The sequence below is a fragment of the Butyricimonas sp. BSD2780061689_150309_C8 genome (genome assembly GCF_015560935.1).
Taxonomy (GTDB): domain Bacteria; phylum Bacteroidota; class Bacteroidia; order Bacteroidales; family Marinifilaceae; genus Butyricimonas; species Butyricimonas paravirosa.
Genome location: NZ_JADMSV010000002.1, coordinates 397,757 through 419,526, shown reverse-complemented (window position 1 = coordinate 419,526; position 21,770 = coordinate 397,757). Strand labels below are relative to the sequence as shown.

General features: G+C 40.1%; 16 protein-coding genes. 10 read left to right on the top strand and 6 right to left on the bottom strand.

Annotation, left to right across the window (positions count from 1 at the left end):
* Nucleotides 1-7: 7 nt before the first annotated feature.
* Nucleotides 8-880: an ATP synthase F1 subunit gamma gene (gene atpG / locus I2I33_RS04340; protein ID WP_087419823.1), complete on the top strand. Its 873-nt coding sequence runs from the start codon at nucleotides 8-10 to the stop codon at nucleotides 878-880.
* A 23-nt stretch (nucleotides 881-903) separates the two neighbouring features.
* Nucleotides 904-2,769, top strand: coding sequence for an SLC13 family permease (locus I2I33_RS04335; RefSeq protein WP_087419824.1), 1,866 nt, complete (start codon nucleotides 904-906; stop codon nucleotides 2,767-2,769).
* Here the strand turns inward: I2I33_RS04335 and I2I33_RS04330 are convergent.
* The 3 genes from I2I33_RS04330 to I2I33_RS04320 form a co-directional block, all read right to left on the bottom strand.
* Nucleotides 2,752-5,019 (bottom strand): sensor histidine kinase, encoded by a 2,268-nt coding sequence (locus I2I33_RS04330; protein WP_087420601.1) that lies wholly within the window; start codon nucleotides 5,017-5,019, stop codon nucleotides 2,752-2,754. The genes I2I33_RS04335 and I2I33_RS04330 overlap by 18 nt on opposite strands.
* A gap of 5 nt (nucleotides 5,020-5,024) precedes the next feature.
* Nucleotides 5,025-8,351: a carboxypeptidase regulatory-like domain-containing protein gene (locus tag I2I33_RS04325; protein ID WP_140402546.1), complete on the bottom strand. Its 3,327-nt coding sequence runs from the start codon at nucleotides 8,349-8,351 to the stop codon at nucleotides 5,025-5,027.
* Between the two features lie 475 nt (nucleotides 8,352-8,826).
* On the bottom strand, nucleotides 8,827-9,987 hold the full coding sequence (locus I2I33_RS04320; protein ID WP_195666738.1) for a DUF6051 family protein: 1,161 nt from the start codon (nucleotides 9,985-9,987) through the stop codon (nucleotides 8,827-8,829).
* 182 nt (nucleotides 9,988-10,169) lie between these two features.
* Here I2I33_RS04320 and I2I33_RS04315 point away from each other — a divergent pair, with 182 nt between their 5' ends.
* From I2I33_RS04315 to I2I33_RS04300, 4 genes are all read left to right on the top strand, one after another.
* Nucleotides 10,170-11,024 carry a LytR/AlgR family response regulator transcription factor gene (locus tag I2I33_RS04315; RefSeq protein ID WP_195666737.1) on the top strand — a complete coding sequence of 285 codons (855 nt, stop codon included), beginning with the start codon at nucleotides 10,170-10,172 and terminating at the stop codon, nucleotides 11,022-11,024.
* Complete coding sequence (locus I2I33_RS04310; protein WP_087419827.1) at nucleotides 11,017-11,850, top strand: helix-turn-helix domain-containing protein; 834 nt, start codon at nucleotides 11,017-11,019, stop codon at nucleotides 11,848-11,850. The genes I2I33_RS04315 and I2I33_RS04310 overlap by 8 nt, the downstream gene beginning before the upstream one ends.
* Nucleotides 11,851-11,955: 105 nt before the next feature.
* The gene (locus I2I33_RS04305; RefSeq protein ID WP_087419828.1) at nucleotides 11,956-12,339 is read left to right on the top strand and encodes a VOC family protein; all 384 of its coding nucleotides are present in this window, start codon (nucleotides 11,956-11,958) and stop codon (nucleotides 12,337-12,339) included.
* 451 nt (nucleotides 12,340-12,790) lie between these two features.
* On the top strand, nucleotides 12,791-13,429 hold the full coding sequence (locus I2I33_RS04300; RefSeq protein WP_370819164.1) for a vancomycin high temperature exclusion protein: 639 nt from the start codon (nucleotides 12,791-12,793) through the stop codon (nucleotides 13,427-13,429).
* Between the two features lies 1 nt (nucleotide 13,430).
* Here the strand turns inward: I2I33_RS04300 and I2I33_RS04295 are convergent, their stop codons facing one another.
* Together I2I33_RS04295 and I2I33_RS04290 are read right to left on the bottom strand one after the other, a co-directional pair.
* Nucleotides 13,431-14,900: a hypothetical protein gene (locus I2I33_RS04295; RefSeq protein ID WP_087419830.1), complete on the bottom strand. Its 1,470-nt coding sequence runs from the start codon at nucleotides 14,898-14,900 to the stop codon at nucleotides 13,431-13,433.
* A 119-nt stretch (nucleotides 14,901-15,019) separates the two neighbouring features.
* Nucleotides 15,020-16,183, bottom strand: coding sequence for a DUF4468 domain-containing protein (locus I2I33_RS04290; RefSeq protein ID WP_087419831.1), 1,164 nt, complete (start codon nucleotides 16,181-16,183; stop codon nucleotides 15,020-15,022).
* Between the two features lie 332 nt (nucleotides 16,184-16,515).
* On the opposite strand from I2I33_RS04290, the gene I2I33_RS04285 reads away from it, so the two are divergent.
* Nucleotides 16,516-16,929 carry a hypothetical protein gene (locus I2I33_RS04285; protein WP_087419832.1) on the top strand — a complete coding sequence of 138 codons (414 nt, stop codon included), beginning with the start codon at nucleotides 16,516-16,518 and terminating at the stop codon, nucleotides 16,927-16,929.
* A gap of 157 nt (nucleotides 16,930-17,086) precedes the next feature.
* Here I2I33_RS04285 and I2I33_RS04280 read toward each other — a convergent pair whose 3' ends face one another.
* Nucleotides 17,087-18,931 carry a biotin/lipoyl-containing protein gene (locus I2I33_RS04280; protein WP_087419833.1) on the bottom strand — a complete coding sequence of 615 codons (1,845 nt, stop codon included), beginning with the start codon at nucleotides 18,929-18,931 and terminating at the stop codon, nucleotides 17,087-17,089.
* Nucleotides 18,932-19,131: 200 nt separating this feature from the next.
* Here I2I33_RS04280 and coaD point away from each other — a divergent pair, with 200 nt between their 5' ends.
* The 3 genes from coaD (at nucleotide 19,132) to I2I33_RS04265 (ending at nucleotide 21,744) form a co-directional block, all read left to right on the top strand.
* The gene (gene coaD / locus I2I33_RS04275) at nucleotides 19,132-19,605 is read left to right on the top strand and encodes a pantetheine-phosphate adenylyltransferase (RefSeq protein ID WP_027202944.1); all 474 of its coding nucleotides are present in this window, start codon (nucleotides 19,132-19,134) and stop codon (nucleotides 19,603-19,605) included.
* Nucleotides 19,606-19,978: 373 nt separating this feature from the next.
* Nucleotides 19,979-20,506 carry an RNA polymerase sigma-70 factor gene (locus I2I33_RS04270; protein WP_229128183.1) on the top strand — a complete coding sequence of 176 codons (528 nt, stop codon included), beginning with the start codon at nucleotides 19,979-19,981 and terminating at the stop codon, nucleotides 20,504-20,506.
* 86 nt (nucleotides 20,507-20,592) lie between these two features.
* Entirely contained in the window at nucleotides 20,593-21,744 is a 1,152-nt protein-coding gene (locus tag I2I33_RS04265; protein ID WP_087419835.1) for a FecR domain-containing protein, read from the top strand.
* Nucleotides 21,745-21,770 lie beyond the last annotated feature (26 nt).

Here is a 21,770-nt window from a genome sequence, read left to right as displayed (position 1 = left end):
AAAAATTATGGCATCAACACGTGAATTGAAAGGAAGGATAAGTTCGGTACATTCTTCTCAAAAGATAACCGGAGCCATGAAGATGATCTCTTCTGCCCGGTTGAGGAAGTCTGAGAATGCATTGAATCATGCCCGTCCTTACATGGAACAGTTGCAAAATATACTGGATCATATTGCAAGTGAAATTAATGATTATCAGTCTCCGTTGAGTCAGGATCGTCCGGTTCAACGGGTCGCAATTGTTATTTTTGCTGCCAATGAAGGTTTATGTGGCGCTTTTAACCTGCTATTATACAAGAAATTATTGGAGACATTAAAAGAGTATGATGGTAAGGTTAAATCGCCTATTTCCGTTTATCCCGTGGGGAGAAAGCTCGTGAACGATATAAAACGGACAAGGGGGGTGGAGGTTATGCCGATCCCCGATCTTTTCGAAAAAAAACAATATGCAGAAGGAGCAACGGCATTGGCAGATGAATTAATTCGTCGTTTTTTGGAGAAGGATGTGGATCGGGTCGAAGTTATTTATGCTCATTATAAGAGTATGGGAACACAGATCATTAGTCGGGAGCAGTTACTTCCGTGGGTACCTCAGGAAACGAAAGCTCTTTCGGATAAAGAACGAAATAAAGTATATATTTACGAGCCGGATTGCGAAGAGATATTGGAGACGATTTATCCGTTGGTTATCCATTCCACGATGTATCGGTACTTACTGGAAAATCAGACTTCTGAACAGGCCTCTCGTATCTTGTCTATGCAAATGGCAAATGATAATGCTATTAAGTTGTTGAAAAACTTGCAATTGGAATACAATAAGTTGAGACAACAGAATATTACGGCCGAGTTGATGGACATTGTGGGTGGGTCGATAGAGTGATTTATGATATAATAGTTTAATTTATGGGTATAACGCTGATTATTTTAGCATTATCTGCTTTCTTTTTTGTAAATGGAAAAATTCGGTCTGATGTAGTTGCGCTTTGTGCGTTGGTACTTTTGATACTATGTGGTATATTAACCCCGGAGGAGGCGCTTTCAGGTTTTTCTAATTCCATTGTGATTATGATGGTGGGGTTGTTCGTGGTGGGGGGTGCCATATTTCAAACCGGATTGGCTAAAATGATCAGTAGTAAAATACTTCAATTGGCAGGTAAGAGCGAGTTGAAGCTTTTTATTTTAATCATGTTGGTTACTTCTGCCATCGGTGCGTTTGTGAGTAACACGGGAACCGTGGCTCTGATGTTACCGATTGTAGTCAGTATGGCGGTTAGTGCGAATGTTAGTCCTAGCCGATTTTTGATGCCTTTGGCATTTGCGAGCAGTATGGGTGGAATGGCGACGCTGATAGGTACTCCGCCTAACCTTGTGATTCAAAATACTTTGTTAGAGGGTGGATTTGAGGGGTTGTCATTTTTTTCGTTTACTCCGGTTGGAATTATTTGCGTGTTGATTGGAATTGTTGTGTTGATACCTTTAAGTCGGATATTTCTGGTTAAGAAGGGCGAGAAGAAGACGGAGAAAAAAGCACGGAAAAAATCATTAAAAGATTTGGCCTATGAATACCAGATTGCTCAGAATCTGTTCCGGGTAGGAGTGAAATCGGACTCTATATTTCGAGGAAAGACATTGGCCGAATTGAATATAACTGGGAAATATAACGTCACGATTTTGGAAATCCGGCGAGAATCAAAGTCTCAGAATCCTTTTATGAAGACGATTGATCAAGAGCTGGCAGGCCCGAATACTTCCTTGCAGACAGGTGACGTGTTGTATGTTTTGGGTGCTTTTGCTCAAATCGAATTATTGACGAAAGATAATAATTTAGATTTATTGGATACACATACGGCGGAAGTTTCGGAAGAAAAAGTTCCCCGGGATATGGTGTTCGGGGAGATCGGTATTGCCGAGGTTTTATTGATGCCGAATTCTCAATTGATCAATCGAGCTGTAAAAGATTCTGGTTTTCGGGAAAAATACAATATTAACATATTGGGAATCCAGCGGGGAGGAAAGTATCTTTTACAGGATTTGAAGGATGAAAAGATGCATTCGGGGGATGCTTTGTTGGTACAGGGGACGTGGAAAGATATTGCCCGGTTGAATGAAATGCAATCGGAATGGGTTGTTGTCGGTCAACCACTGGCAGAGGCCGCAAAAGTGACATTGGATCACAAAGCCCCGATTGCGGCAACGATTATGATCCTAATGATTGTTGCGATGGTTTTCGATTCCATTCCAGTGGCTCCCGTGGCTGCCGTGATTGTTGCTGCTTTATTGATGGTATTGACCGGATGTTTACGTAACGTGGAAGATGCCTACAAAACGATTAATTGGGAAAGTATCGTGTTGATTGCAGCCATGTTGCCAATGTCGTTAGCATTGGAGAAAACGGGGGCATCAGCTATGATTTCATCCGGTTTGGTCAGTTATTTGGGTGATTTCGGGCCTATTATCCTATTGGCGGGGATTTACTTTACAACTTCGTTGTTAACCATGTTTATCAGTAATACGGCGACAGCAGTCCTTTTAGCTCCGATAGCCTTGAAAGCTGCACTAGATATTGGAGTAAGTCCTTATCCATTCCTATTTGCTGTGACAGTAGCAGCAAGTATGTGTTTTGCATCACCCTTCTCGACACCGCCTAATGCCCTGGTGATGTCTGCCGGGAAGTACACGTTTATGGATTACGTGAAGGTTGGTTTACCTTTGCAGGTGATTATGGGTATCGTGATGGTTGTTGTGTTGCCTTTATTGTTTCCGTTTTAATGGATCTTCGCAATTGAGGATAATGGTGAAACGGCTGCCTTTACCGGGTTCGGACCAAAGATGAATATGCCCACCAAGTTTTTCAATAATCACTTGGCAAATAGATAATCCTAAACCGGTACCTTGTGCAAATTCATCTTGCTTGTAAAAACGGCTGAATATCATTTTTTGTTCGGCTTGAGGGATGCCTTTCCCACTATCTTCCACGAATATATGAACTTGTTGTTCTTTTGGTAAATAATGGTAACCTAGTTTGATATACCCGCAGGGGGTGAATTTACTGGCATTGTTTAAGAAATTCGTGAGAACTTGAGTTAAACGATTTTTATCCACGTATATCTCCAAATCTTCTTCTGCCGTTTCTTTTAGGAATTGTAAATGAGAGGGGAGGATAACCCGATGTGTGTTGTAGACCTCATCTATTAAAGTATTCACGGAATAGTTTTGGTATTCGAAGGACATATATCCGGATTCGATTCGGGAAATTTCCAATATATCGTTAATGAGTTTGAGAAGTAACTCGCTATTCGTGTTAATCGTGTTGATGTATGTTGTCCTCTCTTCTTCCTGGATTTCCGAATCTGATGCCAAAATATTGGAAAAACCCACAATCGCATTAAGAGGTGTGCGTATTTCGTGGCTCATATTTGCTAGAAAGGATTGCTTTAATTCTGCATTTTCTGCCAATTCTCGGGCTTCTATTAATTCTTGTTCTCGTTTTTTATGTTCATTGATATTCAATATTAATCCGGTGGTTCTTTGTTGACCGGAGACGCTTTCCATTGTACTACTACGAAGTTCCCACCATTGATAACCGTCTCCGGTGAAATCGCATAGAAGTTCTATTGCATGAGTACCTTGTATGAAGATTTCTTGCCAGTGATGTTTGAATGTTTCACGATAATCCGGGTGAATAAAGTTTGTAAATTTTTCTACCGATAGAGGTACATTTTTCATGTTAATGGATTTCCAGAAAGAATTCTTGAATTGCAGGCAGTCGTTTTGAAATCTCCATGCAAATGTGTTACCGCTTTCGATGGCTAATGCCAAAGATTCTCTTTCTTCTTCTAAGGCATAGAATGTCTGACGGCGCATATTCATTTCATGTATGTATAGATAGGTCAACCAGCTAAATAGAGTGACTAGAATCGTGATTATACTGATGATGATCGAGTACCAGGCTACGGGATAATGTTCCTTGAATGGTAGATTGATCATTTGATATTTGGCAGGAATTTCTGTTTGTTTAATTCCTAGTTTTTTCATGACTTGCCAATCTACAACATAATCTTTGGCACTTTCCCGGATAGGTAAGTCTTGCGGTTTTATGCCGTTTAGTATTTTAGCTGCAAGGTCAACTTCTTCTTTCACTTGTGTTGGTAACGTGGTCATGTATCCGGCCCTAAAGTCAAACCCACACCCGAACATTTCGTAGATGGCTGAATATCGGTTTGTCATGTGAAAATTTGCAAGAGTGACAGTTGTAAAATCATATTTTAATTGCAGGTAGGGCATTTGAACATTGTATTTGCTTATTCCCCACAGAAATTTAAGAGAGAGTTGGGGAATTTGAACAGAATCTTTGTCGTAGAGATGGTTATTTCTGGCTGAAAGAATATGTAAAAAAAGTTTATCCTTGAATTTGGTTTCATAATCGGTTTGAGGTATTTGCTCGTCAATATTAGAGATGATAGGGGAGTCCGTATTAAGATGTTTTTTTATATCTTCCCGGATTTTTTTGTCGATGAAGGTATAATCGAGTATCGTGAAAGACTTTTTCTTATCATCCAGCTCTTCCATTACTTCCAAGTTCTTTATTATGTCGATCTTGTCATGAAGTCCTGTTACATTGGGATACTTTTGGATAAGGTCCCAGTTGGGATAATTTACACCGGCAAAAACGATAGGGGTACTTTTGGCTAATTTATGTTCGGTTTTAAGTAGCGAGTAGGTTGCTTGATCTTCATTAACTAAAATAATATCCGGGTGCCAGTTGGAGATCGAATTCAGAAAAAGGTTTATTCTATCAATTTCTTCTTGTTCCCGGTATTTTTCACAATCCAGATAGAAAGTTTTAATATCTGTTTTTATACCTTTCTGTTTGAAGTTTTTAGTAATCAATTCATTGTATTCGGAATACTGAAAAAAATTTTCCTCGTACGAGTGGATAACGAGAATCCTTTTCTCCGGTTTACCACATCCGAAGAAAAGGAGTGAAAGAAATAATATAATTTTGAATTGAATACTCATAACCATTAGTTAAAAATGTAACGTATTCCAATTTGTAATTGCCAACAATTTTCCGATGAACGATTGGTTTCAAAGGTTTTGTTTGGCAAAATATCTTGTCCGTCTTTTTTTATCGGACACATGGTGTAAACAGGTTCTCCCGTTTCATTCACCTCTTTTAGTTCGAGTAATTTGCCGTTATTACACGCGGAGATCGTTTGTGTTACTCCCCATGAATTATGAAGTAAATTACCCAGGTTCATAATATCAACAGAAAATTGAATGGTATTTACGTGTTGACCCGTTTGTATTTTGAAATCTTGAACTACACGTAAATTGAACCGATCATACCAGGGAAGATTAGCCGCATACGCTTCAGCATATTCCCCTTTATGTTTTTTCAAGTAGGGGTCTTGATTAATGAATGTCCAAAAGGCTTCTTTCTGCTCTTCTGCCGTGAACGTGATTTCTCCGGTTTGTCGGTCTGCAAAGTGTAACTCTTCTTTTGTGCGCGGAATATAAATCAGGTCGTATTCGATTCCGTCGTTATTCATGTCTCCATCATACAAGTACGAATAATTACCGGCGTATTCTCCCGTGTAGAAAAGAGATAATGAGGTACTGAAGAGACGGGCGTATTGTCTCGTGTAACTGAATTGTGCGATAACCCGATGAGGGGTTTGTAAATATTGAGCTGTATGTAATTTTTGATAATTAGGGCCCATCACGGATGGTTCTTGTGTCCAAGCGTTGTCGACTTGATTACTTTTATTACTCGTTATTGTTTTTGATTTACTGTAAGTGTAAGCAGCCATGAACTCAACATCTTTCCAGGGGTGAGCGTTTAATGTGATATTGAAATTAGCGCTGTATCCTTTCCCGCTATTCCTCATTAGAATTGCGTTCGTAATGTCTTCATGGTAGCGTTTTTCGGTATCTCCCGGGTAATGGTAGCGATTGTCCGGACCAATAAAACGAGTCATTCTAGGATCATCCGCATGAATTGTATTCACGTCCTGTTGCATGATGGCATGAATATCTTTTATAAAAGTTCCTTCTAGTGTGAGTAGAGAAGGGAATGGTAAGGGAAGTTGGTAATCTACCGCTAATGAACTTTTCCAAACTTGTGGCATCTTAAAATGGCGGTCTATTGTTGTAATGTTGTTTACGGCACCGGGTTCTGTTGGGAAACGATCCGGAAACAGAGGGGCAATATCTTGTAATATTTTTTCTCGGGTGCGTATCCCTCCGGCTAAAGCTGCCAACAATGGATCTCCGTTTTTTTGAGTAGATACGGTGTTTTTTAACATACCGCTGCCTTCTTGCATTTTAGAAAGAAATATCATGGGGAAGCGTCCGGAGAAAATACCTGAACCTCCCCGGAGAATTATAATATTGTTCCCTGACAGATCGTAAGTAAAACCAATCCGGGGGGAGAAGAGGGGAAAAGATTCGGGCCAGTAGGCCGTACTTAATTTGGTATCATAAAAAGTATATTCCGCGATAGAAGGATTTTCGTAACGTTTGTTTGCGTATATGGGAATGTCCACGCGAATCCCGTATGTGAATTTCAGATTTTGGGTGATTTGATAATCATCTTGCGCGTAGATGGAAAATTGTCGGTAGTTTACTTTAGCCGGGGCTCGTTTGTCTTTGGAAAGGGAATAGCCGAGAGCGAACGCAACCGGTGCGGCTTTATTTATAAAATCTTCGTAACTTGCGTAACGATAATAACCAGCCCCGTAACGTAAATAACAATTTGAGAGGTTTTGGGATTCAAAACTCATTCCCGTTGTGAAATTATGCCGTCCCATTTGAAATGAAAGGTTGTCTGTAATTGCCCAGACTCTTTCAGTAATCCCATTGTTCCATGCGTGTTGTTCATAACCGGCATTCATGAAAGCTCTATTGGTACCTGAATCATCCGGTTTCATAATGTCAATCGTGGGGAAATCTCCTTTACATTTCCGGTTGTTTCCATTGTTGAACGTGAAACTCACGAGAATTTGGTTTGTTATGTTTTTTGATAAATAACTGAATAATTCTGCAGTGAGAGAATGTACGTCGTTCATGTCTTGCCACATGGAATTCCGGAAACTCATGGAATAACGACTTACAGGGGTTCCTTTAATGCCAAGAGCTGCGCCTACGAGATTGTTGTCTTTCTTTTGTGTCGTGTAATTATATCTAATCATGAATTTCTGATGATCATTTATATTCCAGTCCGCGCGCATCAAGAGACGACAGGTAGTTGTTTGGCCGTTAAAATTGGTCCATGATCCCGTGTTGTACTCGTACATTTCCCTTAAATCATTGGAAAAACGCTCCATGTCTTTTGAGGTTGCTCTGGAGATATGATTTACCAGATCTTCCTGTCCATCCGTGGAAAGTTTCCATTTATGAATAGGAAAGGGGGAATATTCATACTCCCCGTTGATAAAAAAGAAGATTTTATTTTTTATTACAGGTCCTCCTAATGTAAATCCATATATATCACGAGCTTCTTTTTCACGTTCTCCCAAATGGTGACCATCTACGTTATTACCTCTTAGATGTTCGTTTTTTATATATGTGTATAACGATCCTTTCAGATCATTTGTCCCACTTTTGGTAACGATATTAATAGCGGCACCGATAAAATTAGTTTGCCGAATATCATAAGTTGCTATATTGATCATGGTTTCCTCAACGGCATCAATCGAGATCGGACTACCTCCCCCGGGTAGAACCTTTCCGTCCAGTCCCATGTTGTAATTAAAATTTGCCCCGTCTACACTGAAGTTGTTCATGCGTTGATCTCGTCCTCCGAAACCATTTCCATTGGAGTAAGGGGTGAGTTTCAGTATGTCGGTGAGCGACCGGGTGACATTGGGGAGTAACTTTATCTGGGCGGAACCGACATGAGTACTCGCTCCCGTTTTTCCGTTGGAATATTTTGATATAGTACTTTTTACAACGACTTCTTCCAGGTCTGTTGAGGGAATTAACACGGTGTTATATGTGTACGGGACCGCGAGTTGAAGATAAATTCCTTTGCCCGTGGAAGGACGAAATCCCACGTAAGAGATGTCTATTTGGTAAGGCCCTCCCGTTCTCATTCCTTGTAATTGATAATAGCCCTGCTGGTTGGTGATCGTGCTGTAACGGGAACCCGAAAGCAAGTGGGTGGCGATTACCGTGGCTTCGGGTAAAGAGTTTTTGCCGTCGGAAACATACCCGTTCATTGATGACGTTGTGATTTGGGCTTGAGTCGTGGAAAGGTATGCCATGAAAACGAGGCATATTGTTGCAATTTTCTTGATCCTTTTATATGTTATACTTACTTGTTGCACGAATAAAACTATATAGTGCAAATATCGTACTATTTTATTTGTCTGCAAAATAGTACGATAAATATATTTAATAAATTTAAGAGTCTGTTTAAATTTTGTTGAACAAAATCTTTGCGTTGCTTGATTACCTCTAGATCATGCCAATGTTCCTTCGATGTTCCTTTGGTGTTCCTATATGTCTCCGTTTCGATTCGTGCCGCATTCAAATGTATTTCTTCCGGCGATCACTCGCAAGTGACACGGAGAAAGCACGGAGAAAGCACGGAGAAGACCTAGCTAAACAATAGAGTAACAGCGTACTAGATAAGTAGTAAAGCACTTGTTGTTATTAACTTTCTTATATTGAGATAGTTGATCTTAAAAAAGACGTATAGGCTCGAAAATCCCACTTCCTGCAAGGTCGTTAGATAAATCTTATTCATGGTCATTTAATTTTTTATCTTATCAATGCGAAATTTAAACAGGCTTTAGATATGCGTATGAATCTTCTTTTCTGTTACAAAAAATTTGCTACCCTATTAAATATCCCGGTAAAAGATTGATAAAGCATTTCAGGTGTGGCTCCCGTGTTGGTGGGAAATGGATTTTGATGGAAATACTCGTACGGAAAATCTAATTCTTCCAATATAGTATCAACACATTTGGGGCCTAGAGCCTCAATAACTCCTTGTGTTGGCATTACCGTATCTTTTTTGAGCGTGACAATCCGTAGACGGTCTTGAATTCGCTCGAAAAATGATTCCCGGTAATTCTTCATTACCTCGGGACGTATCATCGCTTTAAATGCTTTTTCCATGAAATCCTCTTCATACAAAACGGGGAGCATTCGCTGTTCATCATTTTTTGTCAGAAAATCATTCAGAAAATAATTCTTAACTCTTCGATACGCCTCTCGATCCATAATATCCCGGGCACTTCCGTCCATTTGGCTGAATATGGAGCCTCCACAGAAGAGGAATAGTTTACTGTCATCCAATAGATGTTCCGGGTTGGCAAGCATCAGAATCTGTGACAGGAACGCTCCGATGGAATAGGCGAAAATGTTTATGGATGAATCTTTTTCAAATAGGGGGTGTTGGCCGGTTTTTATTTCCCGGAATAACTGCCATAAATTGAACATGGACTCTTTTCCGGATATGTAAAAACGCAAAGGGGTGTCCGAGAGGCGATAACTTAATGCCACGTTGACAAACGTGGAATTATCCAGATGTTCCACTTCTTGCTTACGACGAGCCACCCAAGGCATAAGGGCTCTTGGATTATACCAGTTACCGGGAGTACGGTTCATGTGGAAAGCTATCGGAAACAAAATAACCGCTTTACCCGTGGCTAAGGATAAATATTCTGCCCAGGTGAGGTATTTGTCCCAGTTACGTTCGTTCAGCCCGTGTAATAACAGGATTGCCTGGTTCGTTTTTCGTGATCCTTTAGGCGTGAATATGGTATACGAAAAACTCTTGTTCTCCTGAATATTATTGTCCGGGATAGAACAAAATTCACTTGTCGGGATCAATTGCTGAAATTGTTCTATTTCATTTACTCCCATGTTCTGGATAAAATGATAAGGACGAATTTCCAGTGGTTGGTCTTCTAGGATAACTTTCTTGTCATAAGAAAAAATAGCCTTTAATTGTTTTGTTCTAGTTGAGATTTCCATAGCTCTTGCGATTAATTTTAATACAAACAAACACCACAATTCTTTGTTTTCAAAATTAATGGTGTGTACCTGGACCTAAAGGGACAAAATCTCATATTTAGGGATGAAATTTGCTCTTTAGGGGTGAAATTTTTTACGGGAAAAATGTATCTTTGTTTGAAATTTATAAAAATTAGAGAGAGATGAACGTGTTGATCCGAAAAATACCAGCTTACTATTACGATAAATCAAATTTAATACGCTTGGTATTATTCACTGCTTTTTTTGATCTGATTTTTATCAATATCTACAAGCCTTTCAGTTCTCTGACGTGGTATCCGGTATCGGAATTTAAGTTTTTCATTTTTTCGAGTCTGGTCATTCTTACCGGAGTACTTGCCGTGGCGATCAGTCGTGTGATCATGTATTTTTACACGAAGAAACATACCCTTAATTATTTAGAGTATGGCATTTGGATCGTGTTGGAAATTTTCTTTCTATCGACTTTCTACACGGTTTATTCTTGTTTTTTACGGCCGGAGAGGGACGTGATGGAAACTTTTTGGGAGGCCTCTGAAAACACGTCATTAATCCTTTTATTACCTTATGCGATCTTAATGCTTTATTTTTCCTGGCGGGATAAGGAACAGAAATTGCAGATGCTTGAAGAGATGAAGGGAGATACCGGGGGGACGAGTGTTATTTCTTTTCGGGATGAAAAAGGTGAATTACGTTTATCAATTAAACATTCGAATTTGCTTTATATCGAGTCTGCGGATAATTACGTGCAGATTTGGTATTTGAATAAAGGCGTGGTGACAAAATTCATGTTACGTAATACTTTGAAGGCGATGGAAGAGACATTTGAAGGGACGAATGTATTGAGGTGCCATCGTTCCTATATGGTGAATTTTGAGCATGTTAAAGTGATTCGTCGGGAGAAAGATGGGGTCTATTTAGAATTTGGGGTTGAGAAAGTTCCCGATATTCCGATTTCAAAGACTTACAGTGAGAAAGTGACGCACTGGTTCATGTGTTATTCCTCCTCGAATGAGTAAATACCAGTACAGACCGCCTTGTCGGGAATTATCCGGGTATGTCCAGTATTATTGGATGCTGGATCTTGAGGATGTATGTCCATCGTGTGAGCCGCATCGTCTTACGCCGCAGGGATTCATGGAAATCGTTTTTTATTATCGGGATTCGTACAAACTTATTCGGTCCGATGGAGAAGAATCTCATCCCCGGGCGACACTTTACGGGCAGCGAACCGAATTTATAGATATTTTACCCACGGGTAGGGTGGGGCTGATGTCGGTCGTGTTTACCCCTGTGGGGATACGGGACATTTTGCATTTGCCGCTGAATGAGCTGACAAACCGATACGTTTCTCTGGAAGAGGCGTTGGGAAGAGAGGGGAAAGATATGGAAGAACAAATGATGAATCTTGCCGGTTTTGACGAACGGGTGGATAGTTTGGAGACATTTTTGTTAGGTCGTTTGCAACGAAGAAATGAATTTGAGAATAACCGGATGCGGATGGTCATGACTCGTTTATTACAGGGTCGGGGTATGTTTAATGTGGAACAACTGGCCGGTTATGCTTGTTTGAGTAAAAAGCAATTTGAACGGGTGTTTGCGGCTTACGTGGGATTAATGCCGAAACAATACTTACGGGTGATTCGTTTTCTGTATGCCGTGGAATTTCGAAATCGAATGCCGGAGGTTGATTTGGCAACGTTGGCTTTCCATACCGGATATTACGATGCGGCTCATCTGGCGAATGAAATCAAGGCTTTAACCGGTCATACTTCGTCAACTCTTTTTCAATTGATGTGTTTTTCCGAGGATGTCGAGAGTATTGAATGGTTTCTAGGTGCATAGAAGGAAATAAAAGTTTTATCGGAACAGAGAATGTCTCTTTTTTCCAATAATTGAGGGATGATGAGGGTGTACTTTTGTTGTGTTAATCAATAAAATAAATACAACATGAAAACATTCGTAGCTTTTTTTGAGATTCCTGCTGTCAACATGGAGAGGGCTGTTCAGTTTTACGGGACAATTTTCGGAGAGAAACTGGAGATTGTCGAATACGGGGAAGAGAAGATGGCTTTTATTTCTTCTGGTAATCAGCAACCGATCGGGTGTATTTTTAGTTTAAAAGGATACCTGCCAACCTCTAACAGTATTACGATTTCATTTTACACGGAAAATATGGATGAATCTTTAGCCCTGGTGAGGAAGGCCGGGGGAAAGATTGCCACGGAACCTTGTGAAACTTGTGAGGAATCAAAAGATTATTTTGCTTACTTTTTAGATACCGAGGGAAACCGGATCGGTTTGTTTACACGAAACATTCATCCGGGAGAATAGTAATCCGGACGAGACGAACCATATCTTGCGGGTTGATTTTAAGGGGCTGTTCCCAAAAGTCATTTTTTTACTCCCTCCCCCCTTCGGGGTACTCCCTCTATAAACAGAGGGAGAGTTGAAATACTCCCTGTCTTCGGGAGAAGTCACCAGCTCCTCCTCTGTTTATAGAGGAGGTGGCACGAAGTGACGGAGGAGTTTTTTGATGATAAAATGACTTTTTGGGCAGCCCATAAATGAAATCGAACGTAAGTAAGGATTTTTGCAGAAAGAATGGGACGGGTATGTTGTATGATCTCAAAATTTGCTTGGTTATTTATAAGAAATTGAGAGAGTTGGGAGATAAATCCGTATCTTTGTAGGAAAGAAGGTAAAAATGGTATTGAAAAGACGGCAGGATCATATTTCAACAGACAGCCCTTCCCGGGTGAAAGCTCATAAATGGTGGAGAGTGGTGAGGCGTGTGTTCTTTTATGGTATTATTTTGCCTGTGTTCGTGTGTTGTCTGGGAATATTATTTTGTAATTATCGGATTTCCAAATACGGAGAAGGAAAAGTCTTTGGAGATACAACATTCATACCTTATAATAAAGTTGGTTTGTTGTTAGGTACTTCTCCCCGGGTGAAAGGCGGAAAAACTAATCCTTATTTCAAGAATCGTATTGATGCGGCAGAGGAGTTGTTCGAATCGGGTAAAATTAAGTATATATTGATCAGTGGAGACAACCGCCGCCATAATTATAATGAACCTCAGGCCATGAAAGATTCTTTGGTGAATAGAGGTATCCCGAAAGAATCATTGGTGCTGGATTTTGCCGGATTGCGAACGCTTGATTCTATGGTACGTTCGAAAGAGATTTTCGGACAGGATAGCGTGACGGTTATTTCTCAGCAATTTCACAATGAACGGGCGATCTATCTGGCTCGTCACTACGGGATACATGCTATCGGGTATAATGCTAAAGACGTGAGTGCTTACGAGGGACTAAAGACGCAAATACGGGAATTGTTGGCCCGGGTAAAAGTATTTGTCGATTTTTTTGTCAACAAACAACCTCGTCATTTAGGCGAAAAGATTGAAATTCCGGAATAAACTATTCAGTTTCTTGTTCGAATTTTTTTATCAGGGAGAACAAATTTTCCCGGTTTGAGGTCAATTTCCCGTGAATATCCACTCTTGGAATCTTGTCACTTTTAATTCCGATGATAAGATACTGTTCGTAGTAGGGGCGATTTGAATTCAATTCAAATTGTTGTTCAATATCCATGTATCGATTCAAATCCTGTATGGCTTTTCGGTTATCTAGTAATGGTGTAAGTTCTTGGAAAACTTGTGGATCGTAAGTGCCCATGGAATAACGTTGTGCCAGGTGAATTTTGGATAATATGCGGGTTGTCTGCCATCTGGCTGGAACCTGCTGGTAGTTGAAACAGTAGAAAGCTTCTTTTTCAACTAAATGATTGGCAGATGGAGAACTTCGGGAAGGTTGTTCCAGTACAATGAAATCTTCCCCAAGATCATCTTTCCAAGTGGTCTCTTGCGTGCAGGAACGAATGTAATACTCTTTGGTCGGAGTGTAGGCAAAAGAAAGACTGGCCTTTGTTGAAAATGGGGAATTTACTTTACGGTGTTTGGATAAAAGGACTTGTCGGAGTAATTGGTAATCCACGTAATCAAAATCCATGGACTTCAATTCATGATGGTTCCCGTCAATGGTGAAAGTCCCTTTACACGTGAGGCGTGTTCGTTGAGGATAAGCGCTACTTTTAGTCTTGAAAGCAAACCGGTAGTCAGAATTTTCTGATTCCAGGGGATAAATATCGTAATTGCGAATGTCGCTGAATAAAGGAGCGAATAATTGAATACTTCGCATAAACGTGAATATTTTACGAGTTCCGATATCAAAACGGGTTTCTTCGTCTGTAATGAATGTGGGTTTAAGCGTGTCTTGTCCATCGTTCGAGAGGTTGTAACTTCTGGCAACATAGAACGGGACGATGTAGGATCGGAAATCCGTATCCCACGTGTTTCGTGATTTAACATCACCTGAAGAGAAATAATAACCGTACTCCCGGCGGTATTCTACAACATTCTCTTCACATTCGGTAATTTTTTCGTATAAGGCTTTACCAAAATATTTGCATATCGGTTCGAGGCCGGGAGCCTGTTTCTTGAGTTTTGAGGAGGCTCTTTTTAAAAGTTCTTTCATTGAGATCCCCTTTTCCACGTTCGTCTCTTCCAGTTCGTATGCCAGGGGAACAAGTACAAGGCGTTTCATGCGAAGTAAATCATTCATACTGTATTTTACGGTTTGATACCCCATGCCTTGGAATTGTAACGAATCACTAGGGTGTAGTTTGTAGGTCTTGATAACACATTCCCCTTCAATATCGGTGCTAGTCAGTAAATAATGATTTCTAGGATTGACCACATATACTCCAAATTGAGGCTCGCCTTTGGGATTGATAACCTTTAAACGTATTTCTTGTGCATCAAGCCGGTTGAAAAGCAAAACGGTAATTAGCAATAAAACTACACGAATACAGTAACTAACCTTGTTCATAACGTTTGATTTTGTAAGGGAGACCAAAGGTAAGAAAGATTTTAAAAAGAAAATCACGATAGATTAGCTATCGTGATTTTCCAAAGCTATTATAAAAGTAAGATAATTCAGTTATGGATTTATTTTACCCATACATTCAAAATCTCTCCGATAAACATTTTGTGCATGGCTTTACCGGCCCATTGTTTTCTTAGTTCCGGGTCAGAAATACCGTCAATGTTGATAGTTTGAGAAACCATTTTGCGGCATTCGATAATCATCCAGGCTTCCGAGAATGCCTTGCTACCGGAAGGAGTGGTGATCGGGGTTAACCCGGCCTCTTTTACCTTATTTTTGTCTTTACCGGAATTATGCCCGCAATAATTCAGAGCTTCCCGGTAAGTTTCCGTGTAGAAAGTTAATGTATAGGTGTCTCCTTTATCCATGATATCATAAGTGTAGCGAGCGGGATTGATAAAACAGAATGTCACTGGTTTGTTGTACAGGTTTCCGAGACCTCCCCAGCTTGCCGTCATCGGGTTAAACTGCTGGTCGTTTCCAGCCGTGATTAACATCCAGTCTTCGGATAACATTTTAATAATATTTCCCGGAATCTTGTCGGGAGCGATACGCTTGTAGCCTTGTAAAGCATCTCCCGGGGCGGCAGATATGGTGGCAACGGTTTGCACGGGAGCAACTTGTTGGGTCGTTGTGGTTGTCGTTGTGGCTACGGGGGCATTTTGTGCGCCTAAACTTTTTTGCGCTCCTTCGTTCAAACTTTCAACCAGATCAATGGTTTTGATTCTGAATTTTGCAATCCGGTTGATCAGTTTGGTCTGATCTTTATTCATTGCCTGCTTGTCAGTGATCCATTCTTCGGCAGCCAGACGTTCCCGGCTATCTTCCGGGTAAAGGTAGGTGATATTGGTTACTTCCACGTTGCATTTACCGGGAGTGCAAACAAAATTCATCCGGTAGTTTATTTTTGCCCGGTCCAGAGAAAAAGTCTTATCTGCGAAAACAATGTATTCGTTTCCATAGCAAGCAATTTGTCCCTCTTCCTTGTTCGAATAGGCAACCATTCCCCAATTCCCTTTATCTGTTTTGAAACGGGTATTCGCCCATGCTAGGATAGCATCGAAAATCTGGTCTTTAGAAAGATTCGGAGCGTTAATTTCCTGTGAAAAAACAACTTTTCCGTTTACTTCCGGAACGGCTCCGACCATGTATTTGCTTTGATCTTCTTCCTGGGCTAATGCCAACATGGGAAAAAAGCAAAGAATGAGTAATAAATTCTTCATCATGATATTCAAATTTATGTGTGTTTTAAACTAAACTAATAAAAGATCGCACATCGGCTTTCTCGTGAAGAGTTATGCCGCACTCAAAGTTACAGAAATATTTCATACGTTCTTCGGCTTTTAACGAGAATTTGCAAATGTGGTATTGAAGTGCTTATTTTTAATTGTTTACTATACTTCATGTGAAATTTTCAGCCTTTTTTTACAGATTCGATTCTTTGGTATCGAGAGTCGTATATGTGGATTGAGACTGCAGTTGAACCAAATTCTGCCTGGCCGATGTAATGTTAATATTTTTTCTTAATTTAGCCGTCGAATACAATAAATCAAGAGACATGAATAATGAGGTGTTAGAAAGGCTAAAAGAAGAATATGGGGAGGATGACGACCTGATTCAGCTATATGAAGATTGGGGGGATACTCCCTATTTACATGAAATATACCGTATACTGGATGAACATTCATCTGATTGGGTGTTGGAACGTGAATTGGGTAGTTGGGCGGCAGAATTTATTCTGGATATTTTGCAGGAGCATGAAGAGGAATTGGAAGAGATGCCGGAGACCGAACGGGGTGCGTTATTTAAAGATGAGATTGAGGAACGATATGCTGATTTCAAAAGTTGTCATCAGTTTGCCCGGGTAAATAATCTCTCCATGGAGTACGAAGAAGACGAGGATACAGGTTGTGAGACATTGGACGAGTACATCGCAGAGAATGGGGAAGAGATCGGTTTCCCTAAATATTAATCCTCGCTGATCCGAGAGAAAATGGTTTGAATTTTAATTATATTACTCCTGTCATGATGGCAGGAGTAAATTTTTTTATGGTATGTTGCTAGAATAAAAAAAGTGGTAAAAGTTCATTGACTTTTACCACTCTTCCTTTATTATATTGCTAATCCAATCAGATTTCGATCTCGATCAATTTAGCTCCGGCAGTAACGGATTTTCCTTCTTGAGTCAGGATACGTTTTACTTTTCCGGCGTAATCACTTGTAATGTTGTTTTCCATCTTCATGGCTTCCAATACAAGTACGTTTTGTCCTTTACTTACAACATCACCCGGTTTAACGAGGATCTTGAAGATGTTACCCGGCATCGGAGCTTCAACCACTTTTCCGGTAATCGGTTCTTCTTTTTGAACTTCAGCGGTTTGTTGTGTTTGTTCCCCTTTATGCGTGGCCATATAACGGGCTTCTTTCTGTTTTGTCAAGAAGTTTTTGGCGACAGCCGGGAAAAGTTCCATCAAAAGGACTTCTTTCTCGTTCTCGGCCAATTTTACTCCACCGAATTCGGTCAAAACAGGATTTTCCTGCATTTGATATTTTGATGTATCATACGGGGTCTCTTCACGGGTTCCGGCAATTTTCAGACGGAATTCCGGATCAACAGGTACCGGAGTCTTTCCGTATTCACCTTTTACCAAAGCCACGAATTGATTAGATACGTTAGAATACATCGGTTTACCATTCTTGATGTCCAAGGCACAGTTCACGGCTTGAGCGCCTACAATCTGGCTGGTAGGAGTTACCAAAGGAGGAAGACCGGCAGCTAAACGAACCGTCGGGATTAATTTCATGGCATCTTCCAGAATATCCATTGAGTTCAATTGTTTTAATTGGGCTACCATGTTGGTGTACATACCACCGGGAACCTCGGCTTTCTTCACGAGTTCGTTCGGTTTCGGGAAGTTGAAATAAGCTTCGATTGCATGACAAGCTTCCAACAATGCCTCTTCGTTGTTACTCTTGGCAGCAGCGATAGCGTCATCGAATAATTTGTCAATGTTAGCCGGAAGTGTATCTGTAAGCGGGTTGAACGGATTCGGGAATTGTTTAACAGCATCGTATGCCTCCAATTCTTTACGAATCGTGTACAACTCTTTGTTGATCTTGGCAACAGCTTCCATGTTTACATCCAGTTCGATACCTAATTTCTTACAGAAGATGTAAATCAATTCAATAGCCGGAGCAGCAGGACCACCCGCGAAATTCCAGATATTGGTATCAACGATGTCAACACCGTGTACAATAGCGGAAAGTACGGCACCTAATCCGTAGCCCGGGGTACAGTGAGTATGGAAGTCTACCGGAATCTTCAAATTGCTCTTGAATAACTGCATCATCTCGGAAATACGAGCCGGGTTAATCAAACCACTCATATCCTTGATCGTGATCATGTCAGCTCCGAGAGCCTCCATTTCTTTTGCCTTATTCAAGAAATATTCGTTCGTGAACACGGGTTCGGGATTCTTTTTCCCTTTTAACTTGTCCATCAAACTTAATTTCGGATATTTCGGGTCAATCGTGTAGCAAACAGCGCAATCAGCCATACCACCATATTTTTTCACGTATTTGATGGTCGATTTCACGTTGTTCACGTCGTTCAAGGCGTCGAAAATACGCATGATTCCTAAACCGGATTCGATAGCGTTTTTACAGAAACCTTCGATAATTTCATCCGTGTAAGGTGCGTAACCGAATAAGTTACGACCTCTGGAGAGGGCGGTCAACTTGGAAACATCACCGATAACGGCTTTGATTTTTTCCAAACGATCCCATGGATTTTCGTTCAAATAACGCATTACGGAATCGGGTACAGCTCCTCCCCATACTTCCATCGCGTAGAACTTAGCATCCTTGTAAAAAGGTAACACGCGGTCCACTTGATTTTGGTTCATCCGGGTTGCGAATGAAGATTGTTGACCGTCTCTAAGTGTAAGATCTCGAATTAGTAATTTTCGTGCCATGTTTTATAAGAATTAATTGTTATGTGTTCTTTTAAATTCTGGACCAAATCTATTCAAAAGAAAATAATTTTCCTAATAATATACCTGAAATATCTGAGAAAAACTAACAAATTTTTTGAATCTTCAAAAATATGATTTTAATTTGTAACTTGAGATCGGATGTTTTATCCGTAACTCTGGTGAAATTAAATAAGTACGTCATGGAAAGAATCGCAATATTCCCGGGATCCTTTGATCCGTTCACAATCGGACACGAAGAAATCGTGAAACGTGGATTAAAAATGTTTGATAAAATCGTTATTGCCGTGGGAATTAACGCGGTTAAAAAAGAGTTCTTGGACGTGGATACCCGGATTGCCATTATTCGTAAAGTTTTCGAAGATGTAGATAATGTCATTGTCATGAGTTATTCCGGTTTGACTGTAGATTTTTGCGAGCAAATGGGTGCTAATTTCATTATTCGTGGTTTACGTACTGCCGCTGACTTCGAGTACGAACGTGCTGTCGGTCAGGCAAACAAAGCGATGGATTCTTCCGTGGAAACTGTTTTCCTTTTAACTTCTCCCGAACATACTTTTATCAGTTCGACCATCGTGCGCGATATATTCATGAATGGAGGAAATGCCAATAAATTTTTACCAACAAACGTAACAATAGAAGATTTACGTCAATAAAAGAGAGAATTTGAAACATTTTAGTGTGTTTTTCCATATATATATATGAAGAGTATTAATAGATATTAGTACTGGGAAATTGTTTTATCTTTTGGAGAATAAGAATGTAGTAGTCAAGTGGTGTGAAATATAAATAAACGATCAATTATTGAAATACAAATTTACATTATTTTTTGACACTTGTAAAAAGATGCTATTTTTTTTAATGGCTAATTATTAATACGTTTGAAATTTTGTCTTAACGATAAGAAAGTAATCCTCTGAACATCATTAATTGATCGTTTGTTGAGGGTATATATTATTAAAAATGAAGTTTACATAAATGAAGTTAGGGGTGTAATGGATGGACGAGTTAGATAAAATATTGCAACTCTTGAAAAAAGGAGATCGACGAGGGTTAGAACTATTGTTCCACCATTTTTATAAGCCATTGGTATTTTATGCCATGAATTTTCTTGCGCAACAAGAGGAGGCTGAGGATGCCGTACAAGAAGTTTTTATTAAGTTTTGGGAGGGAAAGCGTTTTCACGCTATAAAAAATAGCCTGCGTCCTTACTTGTATCAATCCGTGCGTAACTATTGTTTGAATTTGTTGGAAGGAAAAAAAGTGGTTCTTACGGAACCTATCAACTCGGACATGGATATGGCAGAGAATGAATATTTGGATGAGTCGGAATGGAATACCCGCATTGATCAATTATATAAAGCGGTAGATCGTTTACCCGATCGGACGCGGGAAGTTTTTAAAAGAATCGTGCTGGACGGGAAACGACATAAAGAAGTAGCAGAAGAATTTGAAATTTCTGTAACTACGGTAAAAACTCTTTTGGCGAGAGCATTAGCGGCTTTGCGAGCCGAGTTAAGCGAAAAAACATATTCGATATTGTTACTCTTCGTATAATTTTTTTGATTTTTTCTTCGAATTCTTGTCATCTATTTTTTCTTTTCTCCTGTCATAAGTATAGAACCAATGGAGAATAAATCATCATGTTACCAGAAAATATAGTACAATTAGCTTTGAAATCTCGTAAAGAGGGATTGACTGTAAAAGAACGGGAGTTTTTGGATCAGTGGCTTTTGGAGAACGTGGAATTGCAGGAAGAATTTCACCAGTTGGTAGAGTGTGGTTCCGTGGTACAGGCTGCTCGTTTGTTTGAGGATATTCAGATTAGAGATGCTTGGCAAAATATGGAACAAAAACTTTCTTCCCGACCGGGTTGGAGAAAACGTCATTTGACTATTCGTTGGAGTGTCGCTGCAACGGTAGTGATTATGTTGACTGCGGGATGGTTTTTGTTTAGACAATCACCTGTAATAACCGAGCCGGAGAAGTTAGCGCAAATAACCCCGGGGAGTTTGAAAGCCGTCTGGGTTTTAGAAGGTGGAGAGAAGTATGAGTTAAGCGAAAGCCTGGGACGTGATATCACGAACAGCGGGGGAGCCACGATTGGTAAGGACTCTTTGAATACCCTGGTAATTCAAGGGGGTAACAGCGAGCAAAGGAGTACCGTGAGGGTCCCGGAAGGGGGAGAATACCGGGTGGTCTTGAGTGATGGAACGAAAGTATGGATTAACTCGGGGAGTGAATTGACATTCCCGATGAACTTTGAAAAAGGAGAACGGGTGGTTGAATTGAAAGGAGAGGCTTATTTCGATGTTACTAAAAGTAAAGAATGGCCTTTTATCGTGCGTACTTGTCGCTCCAGCGTGAAAGTATTGGGAACCTCTTTCAATGTTTGCAGTTATGAAGAAGACTCTCTTGAACAGGTGACCTTGGAACAAGGTGGCGTGGAAGTGAAACATCACGACGAGACCTACCTTTTGCATCCGGGAGAGCAGTTCGAATTAGACACGACAAATGAAGAGATTGAAGTGAAACCTGTAAACGTGAAACTATATACCTCATGGATTGACGGAATGTTCCGTTTCCATAATATGCCGTTGGACTTATTGACGGTGAAATTGGAACGTTGGTATGATGTACATTTTGTTTTCTCGAATGAAGTTTGTAAAAATTATCGTTTCACCGGGGCAATCCGTAAAGACGTGGACTTTAACGAATTTATCCGTCTGATAGAACGGACGACAAATGTGAAATTTATTATAAATCAGAAGGATATAATAATACAAGAAAAATAAAAAGCAGGAAGTACGGCCATACTCCC